Consider the following 6885-nt stretch of genomic DNA (forward strand, 5'->3'; position numbering starts at 1 on the left):
GCTTCAGCCGCGATGCTCTTGGTCCGGGTTGGCGTGAAACAGCATCGCGGCTGAAGCCGCTTCCTACACAAGTCGACCTGGCATCACCGATTCATTCCGATCACCCAATGTACAACTGACGAACGAAACGACATGGCCCAAATCACCCTGATCGAAGCAGTCACCCAGGCCATGGCCTGGGAAATGAAACATGATCCCAGCGTCGTCGTCCTCGGCGAAGATGTCGGCGTCAACGGCGGCGTGTTCCGCGCCACCCAGGGACTACTCGACAAGTTCGGCGCCGATCGCGTCATCGATACGCCGCTTGATGAAACCACGATCGGCGGCATCACCGTCGGCCTTGCCGCACAAGGCATGAAGCCGATCGCCGAGGCGCAGTTTGAAGGCTTCATCTACGGCATGCTTGAGCAGATCATTTGCCACGCCGCGCGCATGCGCAATCGAACCCGCGGACGTCTGACCTGCCCTGCCGTATGGCGCGCGCCCTGGGGCGGCGGCATTCGCGCACCCGAGCATCACTCTGAGGCGAATGAGGCGATATTCACGAACGTACCGGGGCTGCGCGTTGTCCTGCCCTCGTCACCGGCACGCGCCTATGGCCTGTTGCTGGCCTCGATTCGCGACCCGGATCCGGTCATCTTCTTCGAACCCAAGCGTATCTATCGCCAGTACAAGGAAGAAGTTCCCGACGACGGCGAAGCCTTGCCGCTCGATGTCTGCTTCGTACTGCGCGATGGAACCGATGTAACCCTGGTCACCTGGGGCGCGCAGGTCAAGGAAACCCTCGAAGCGGCCGACGCGCTGGCCGAGGAAGGCATCAGTGCCGAGGTCATCGACGTGGCCACGTTGAAGCCACTCGATTTCGACACGATCCATGAATCGGTGCGCAAGACCGGTCGCTGCGTGATCGTCCACGAGGCACCGCGCACCGCTGGCTTCGGAGCCGAGATTTCGGCACGACTGGCCGAACATGCGATGTACGATCTGCTTGCACCGGTCGAGCGCGTGACCGGCTACGACACGCATATCCCATTGTTCCGCCTTGAAATGAAATATCTGCCGAGCGCCGACAAGATCGTCGACGCCGCCAAACGCACACTGGCCGCAAGCTGAGCCGACGGAGCATACGCATGAGCGAGACAAAGACATTCCACCTCCCTGATCTCGGTGAAGGCCTGCCCGATGCGACCATCGTCGAATGGTTCGTCAAAGAAGGCGGCGTCGCCAAGCTCGATGAACCGCTGGTTTCGATGGAAACCGCCAAGGCTGTTGTCGAAGTGCCCTCGCCGTTCTCGGGCAAGGTGGTCAAGCAGCACGGCAAGGAAGGCGACGTCATCGAAACCGGTGCGGAGTTGATCGAAATCGAAATCGATGCCAGCCTGCCGCAACGTGCCGATGCCGAATCCACCGGCCATCATCACGGCCCGCCGACGAAGGCTCCGGCAAAGGCCGAAGCCAGCCCCGCGCCGAAGCAGGAGGCTTCCGAAAAGAAAGAGGGTGGCGAACGCGCCGATTCCGGCACCGTGGTCGGGGCCATGGAAGCCAGCGATCACGTGCATACCGAACAGACATCTGTCGTCGGCGGAATCAAGGCGGTACCGGCCGTGCGTGCGACGGCAAAGAAGCTCGGTGTCGATCTGGGTCGGGTCAAACCAACCGGCGCCGATGGCGTCATCACCTTGAAGGATGTGCGCGAAGCCGCCGAAGCGGGAACTGCGAAAATTGGCTCCAAAGCGTCCGCGCCGAGTGCCGCCAATGCCCAGCCAGCGCCATCGCGTGAAACTCCTGTGCAGCGCTCGGCCGATGAACGCACCGCACTTTCAGCATCGGGAAAGCCGATGCGTACGACGCCGCCGACACAAACGGCCAGTGGCCAGCCCGAGCAACTCAAAGGGGTTCGCCGCAACATGGCCCGGGTCATGGCCGCCGCACATGCGCAGGTTGTTCCAACCACGCTATGTGACGACGCCGACATCCACGCCTGGACGCCAGGCAACGACATCACGGTGCGCCTAATCCGCTCGATCGTGCGCGCCTGCCAGGCTGTGCCCGCATTGAACGCCTGGTTCGATGGCGAAAACCTCAGTCGAACCCAGCACCGCCACGTCGATATCGGCATTGCCGTCGACACCGATGATGGCCTGTTCGTGCCCGCCCTGCGCAATGCCGATGTGCTCGACGCCAATGGCGTACGCCAGGCGATCAGCCGCCTGCGTGATCAGGTGGTCAGCCGCAGCATTCCCGCCGAGGAGCTCAAGGGCTACACGATCTCATTGTCGAACTTCGGCGTCTTCGCCGGCCGCTACGCAACGCCGATCGTGGTGCCACCCACGGTGGCAATCGTTGCCGCGGGCAAGGGTCGCCACCAGATGACTCCGGTCATGGGCGGCTTTGAATCGCACAAGATTGTTCCGATCTCTTTGACCTTTGATCACCGCGCTGCGACAGGCGGTGAAGCGGCGCGATTCCTCAAGGTGTTGCTGTATGATTTGGCGCGGCCGAACTGAGCGGCTTCAGCGTCATGGCGGAAGCAGTGCATCGGGCATGAATGCCCTTCCTACGAAGAGCGGAAGCCATGCATCGGACGTGACTGCCCGTCTGCAAAGAGTGGGCGAGCCGTGGCGCAGGATTCTTTGATGTAGAACGCGTTGTCGCTTCGTTGTAGGAAGCGGCTTTAGCCGCGATGCACTTGAGCCCGGACTATTCATGAAAAATCCAGACTAGCATCGTGTCCAACCCTAGCGGATGCTGGCGCTGGCATCCTCATAACCGACGATATCAAGATCGAAACCCGCCAGGCCGACGAGCTTGCGTGGTGTGCCGAGTACACGCAGATGGCGCACGTCGAGATCGGCAAGAATCTGTGCACCGAGGCCATGGCGACGCCATTCACTGGCCGGGTCGGCATCCCGCTTTGCCGGCGTTCCGGCCAGACAATCGAGCAGCGCTTCGGCTTCGCCTGCTTCGTTCAAGACGACGACAACGCCACGATTCTCATCAGCAATGCGGCGCAGCGCCGAGGTCACGGTCAGCCCCAGATCATCGCGACGCAGATGCAGCACGTCCGATAGCGTGTTGCGCACATGCACACGCGTCAGCACCGGCTGGCCATCACCAACCTCGCCGCGAACGAGGGCGAAGTGCAGCGCCTTCTGCACGAGGTCGCGATAGACGACCAGGCGGAATGCACCAAACTCGGTATCGACTTCGACATCGCGCACGCGTTCGATCGTGTTTTCGGTCTGCAGGCGGTAGCGGATCAGATCGGCAATCGTGCCGATCTTGAGGCCGTGTTTGCGTGCGAACTCCTCCAGTGCGGGACGCCGCGCCATGCTGCCGTCCTCGGCCATCACTTCAACGATGACGCCGGCCGGCTCAAGCCCGGCCATTGTCGCCAGATCGCAGGCCGCCTCGGTATGCCCTGCCCTGACCAGCACGCCGCCGGTTTGCGCCGTCAACGGGAAAATATGTCCCGGCTGGGCCAGGTGCTCGGGTCGTGCATTGTCGGCCACGGCGGTACGGATCGTGTGCGCGCGGTCATACGCCGAAATGCCGGTGGTGACGCCCTCCGCTGCTTCAATCGAGACGGTGAAATTGGTGTGATGCGATGAAGTGTTGTCATGCACCATCGGCTTCAGGCCGAGCTGGCGGCAACGCGCGGCGGTCAGGGTCAGACAGACCAGACCACGGGCTTCGCGGACCATGAAGTTGATGTCTTCGGGGCGCACCTTCTCGGCAGCCATGATCAGGTCCCCTTCGTTTTCGCGATCCTCATCATCGAGAATCACGACCATGCGGCCGGCGCGGATGTCATCGAGGATGTCGGGGATCGTGTTGAAGCTCATGGTGGCGTTTCCGTCATGTCGTAAATTTCAAGGCCGCAGACCTGCAGGAAGCGGCTGAAGCCGCTTCCTGCAATTCGGATGTTTCTTTTTCGCGGAACTCGACGAGGCGCTCGGCATAGCGGGCCATGCGGTCGACTTCGATATTGACGGCATCACCGACCCGGCGCTGAGCAAACGTCGTCACTTGTTGCGTATGCGGAATCAGATTGACGCCGAATCGCAAACCATCGACTTCATTGACCGTGAGGCTGACTCCGTCGATGCAAATCGAACCCTTGCTCGCAATATAACGAGCGAGTTCGGCCGCTATCTCGAAACTCCAGCGTTGCGAGCGCGCATCGGCATGGATATCGACAACCCGGCCAAGCCCGTCGATGTGACCAGACACCAGATGCCCGCCGAGACGATCGCTCAGGCGCAGCGCCTTTTCCAGATTGACCGACGCACCCGATTCGAGCTTGCCCAGCGTGGTCAGCTTGAGCGTTTCCAGCGAAACATCGGCAGCAAAGGTTTCTGCGCTGATGTCGAGCGCGGTCAGGCAGACTCCGGCCACGGCGATACTGTCGCCGTTGCGCACATCCTCTAGCTGCATGGATCCGGCCTTGAAAACCATACGCCGATCGCCGCCGCGCTCTTCGCTTGAAACGAGTTGGCCAATCGACTCGATGATTCCGGTAAACACCTGGCTCGGCCTACTCGTGAATACGCGCGATGATCGCGCAGGACATTGGGTTCACATGGCTTTTCGTGATTGAGGCCATAGCAGGGACTATCGCCGATTGAGCGAAAAGCCGTGTGAACTCAAGGGACAAGCGAGGGTACGTGTAATTCATGAATAGTCCGGGCTAGTTTTCCAGGGGCCGCATCAGCAAACGCCAATCCGATCCGAGCATGCGTTGATCGACAGTTTCCAGCTTCCAGCGCGCAGACATGTCGCTCAGGGCCGGCAAGTCCAGCAAGGGCCGCGCCGAATCCCCGAGCAGGATCGGGGCGACATACAGCAGCAACTCGTCGACCAGACCCGCACTGAACAAGGCGCCACACAAGGTCGGCCCTGCCTCGACCTGGATCTCGTTGAAATCACGCGCGGCCAAAAGCGCCAGTACCGATGACAGGTCGAGCCGATCATCACGGATTTCAACCGTCCGCAGCTCGACAGATTCGAAGCGCTGGTCGACAGGCGATGAATCAGGGCTGTGCAGGATCAGCGTCGGCGCGCTGCCATCGAGGATGTTCGCTGCAACCGGCGTACGCAGCTTGCGGTCGAGAATGACCCGCAGCGGCACAAAACATGAGCCGTTCTCGTCATCCACCGGGTCTGATAATCGCACTGTCAACCTTGGATCATCGGCCAGCACAGTACCAATGCCACTGAGGAGCGCCGAACTGCGTGCGCGCCAGCGTTGCACATCAGCGCGTGCCGCCTCGCCGGTGATCCACTTCGATTCGCCATTGGCCAGCGCGGTGCGGCCATCGAGGCTCATTGCCAGCTTGACCCTCAACCACGGTCGCTTGCGCTCGACGCGCGCGAGGAAGCCGCGATTGAGTTCGCGCGCGGCGACCACCATCAGGCCGCATTCGACCTTGATTCCGGCATCGCGCAACATGCCAATGCCACGACCATCGACATCGACAAACGGGTCCTCATGTGCGATCACCACGCGGGCGACGCCGGCTTCGATCAGGGCGTCTGCGCACGGTGGCGTGCGACCGAAATGGGCGCAGGGTTCAAGCGTCACGTAGGCGGTCGCACCCTTTGCTTGTGTGCCCGCTTCCGCCAGGGCGAAAACTTCCGCGTGGGCTTCACCTGAACGTCGATGCCAGCCGCTGCCGACAATTCGATCATCGTGGGCGATGACGCAACCGACTCGTGGATTGGGCTGGGTCGTAAACAGGCCGCGCTCGGCCAAACGCAGGGCCAGGGCCATGTGCGCATGATCCATGGCGCTGAACTTCGCTTCGCTCACCGTGGCTGATTCACGTTTGCTCAGCCTTTGCCCTTGCGCGGGATCGCCTCGCCAAGCAAGGGCAATTGCAAGTTTTCCAGGCCCGGCAGATCGCGTTCGAGATTTTCGATTTCTTCACGGAACGCCTGCATGTCCTCGAAGCTGCGATAAACCGAGGCAAAGCGCACATAGGCGACCTGATCGAGCTTTTTCAGCGCGTGCATGACCAACTCGCCGACACGCATGGATGGAATCTCGCGCTCGCCGCTGCGACGCAGATCATCGATCACGCTACGGACCGCCGCATCGACCTGGTCACTGGCAACCGGCCGCTTCTGCAGCGCGCGATTGAAACTCGTGCGCAGCTTGCGCTCGTCGAATGGTTCACGCCGGCCATCCGACTTGGCCACCACCGGCATTTTCAGCTCGGCCGTCTCGAAGGTGTTGAACCGCTCATTGCAATGCTCACACACGCGTCGACGACGAATCGTCGATCCATCATCGGACACGCGCGAATCGATCACGCGGGTATCTTCATGCTGGCAGAAGGGGCAGTGCATTCAGTGGAACGGAAGTGGCGAGTAGGGAGTGGGGAGTGGGTTTGCAGCGGGGAATGGAGAATCGGGAATTGGAAATCGTTTGGAAGCGGTCCACGGCGAGCTAGCGAAACTCTGCACGGTCATGGCGAGCCGGCTTTTACCGACTCCCCACTCCCTACTCCCCACTCCCGCTCTCCTAGCCATACACCGGATACTTCCGGCACTGCGCCGTCACCTTGTCGCGGACCGAAGCGATGATCTTGTCGTCGTTGGGTGCGTCGAGGACATCGGCAATCCAGTTGGCGAGGTCGGTGCAATCCTGCTCGCCGTAGCCGCGGGTGGTTACCGCCGGGGTGCCGATGCGCAGACCGGAGGTGATGAACGGCGAGCGCGGATCATTCGGCACGGCGTTCTTGTTGACCGTGATATGTGCCTTGCCGAGCGCCGCTTCGGCTTCCTTTCCGCTGGAGTCGCGGCCGATCAGGTCGATCAGCATCAGGTGGTTCTCGGTGCCGCCCGATACGATCCGGTAGCCGCGCGCGATGAACGCCTTCG

Annotated in this window: 6 protein-coding genes and 1 pseudogene; 2 read left to right on the forward strand and 5 right to left on the reverse strand. The window is 61.5% G+C overall.

Annotated features, from left to right (window positions below; genetic code table 11):
* The first annotated feature begins 132 nt into the window (after positions 1-132).
* Together VFN25_RS13770 and VFN25_RS13775 are read left to right on the forward strand one after the other, a co-directional pair.
* Complete coding sequence (locus tag VFN25_RS13770; protein ID WP_325142868.1) at positions 133-1113, forward strand: alpha-ketoacid dehydrogenase subunit beta; 981 nt, start codon at positions 133-135, stop codon at positions 1111-1113.
* Positions 1114-1130: 17 nt separating this feature from the next.
* On the forward strand, positions 1131-2507 hold the full coding sequence (locus VFN25_RS13775; RefSeq protein ID WP_325142870.1) for a dihydrolipoamide acetyltransferase family protein: 1377 nt from the start codon (positions 1131-1133) through the stop codon (positions 2505-2507).
* A 231-nt stretch (positions 2508-2738) separates the two neighbouring features.
* On the opposite strand, the gene ribBA is transcribed toward VFN25_RS13775, so the two are convergent.
* From ribBA to glyA, 5 genes and pseudogenes are all read right to left on the reverse strand, one after another.
* Positions 2739-3845, reverse strand: a complete 1107-nt coding sequence (gene ribBA, locus VFN25_RS13780) for a bifunctional 3,4-dihydroxy-2-butanone-4-phosphate synthase/GTP cyclohydrolase II (RefSeq protein ID WP_325142872.1) — start codon at positions 3843-3845, stop codon at positions 2739-2741.
* Between the two features lie 13 nt (positions 3846-3858).
* Positions 3859-4527 (reverse strand): riboflavin synthase, encoded by a 669-nt coding sequence (locus tag VFN25_RS13785; RefSeq protein ID WP_325142874.1) that lies wholly within the window; start codon positions 4525-4527, stop codon positions 3859-3861.
* Positions 4528-4690: 163 nt separating this feature from the next.
* Positions 4691-5773 carry a bifunctional diaminohydroxyphosphoribosylaminopyrimidine deaminase/5-amino-6-(5-phosphoribosylamino)uracil reductase RibD gene (gene ribD / locus VFN25_RS13790; protein WP_325142878.1) on the reverse strand — a complete coding sequence of 361 codons (1083 nt, stop codon included), beginning with the start codon at positions 5771-5773 and terminating at the stop codon, positions 4691-4693.
* Positions 5774-5832: 59 nt separating this feature from the next.
* On the reverse strand, positions 5833-6351 hold the full coding sequence (nrdR, locus tag VFN25_RS13795) for a transcriptional regulator NrdR (RefSeq protein WP_325142876.1): 519 nt from the start codon (positions 6349-6351) through the stop codon (positions 5833-5835).
* A gap of 175 nt (positions 6352-6526) precedes the next feature.
* Positions 6527-6885, reverse strand: a pseudogene (gene glyA / locus VFN25_RS13800) (serine hydroxymethyltransferase); the annotation flags it as partial.

The sequence above is a fragment of the Dokdonella sp. genome (assembly GCF_035703485.1).
Lineage (GTDB): Bacteria > Pseudomonadota > Gammaproteobacteria > Xanthomonadales > Rhodanobacteraceae > Dokdonella.

Excerpts from the sequence above, each read along its gene's own strand:
- VFN25_RS13770 (WP_325142868.1), top strand. The coding sequence starts at position 133 with ATGGCCCAAATCACCCTGATCGAAGCAGTCACCCAGGCCATGGCCTGG.
- ribBA (WP_325142872.1), bottom strand. The coding sequence starts at position 3,845 with ATGAGCTTCAACACGATCCCCGACATCCTCGATGACATCCGCGCCGGC.
- ribD (WP_325142878.1), bottom strand. The coding sequence starts at position 5,773 with ATGGCCCTGGCCCTGCGTTTGGCCGAGCGCGGCCTGTTTACGACCCAG.
- nrdR (WP_325142876.1), bottom strand. The coding sequence starts at position 6,351 with ATGCACTGCCCCTTCTGCCAGCATGAAGATACCCGCGTGATCGATTCG.
- VFN25_RS13775 (WP_325142870.1), top strand. The coding sequence starts at position 1,131 with ATGAGCGAGACAAAGACATTCCACCTCCCTGATCTCGGTGAAGGCCTG.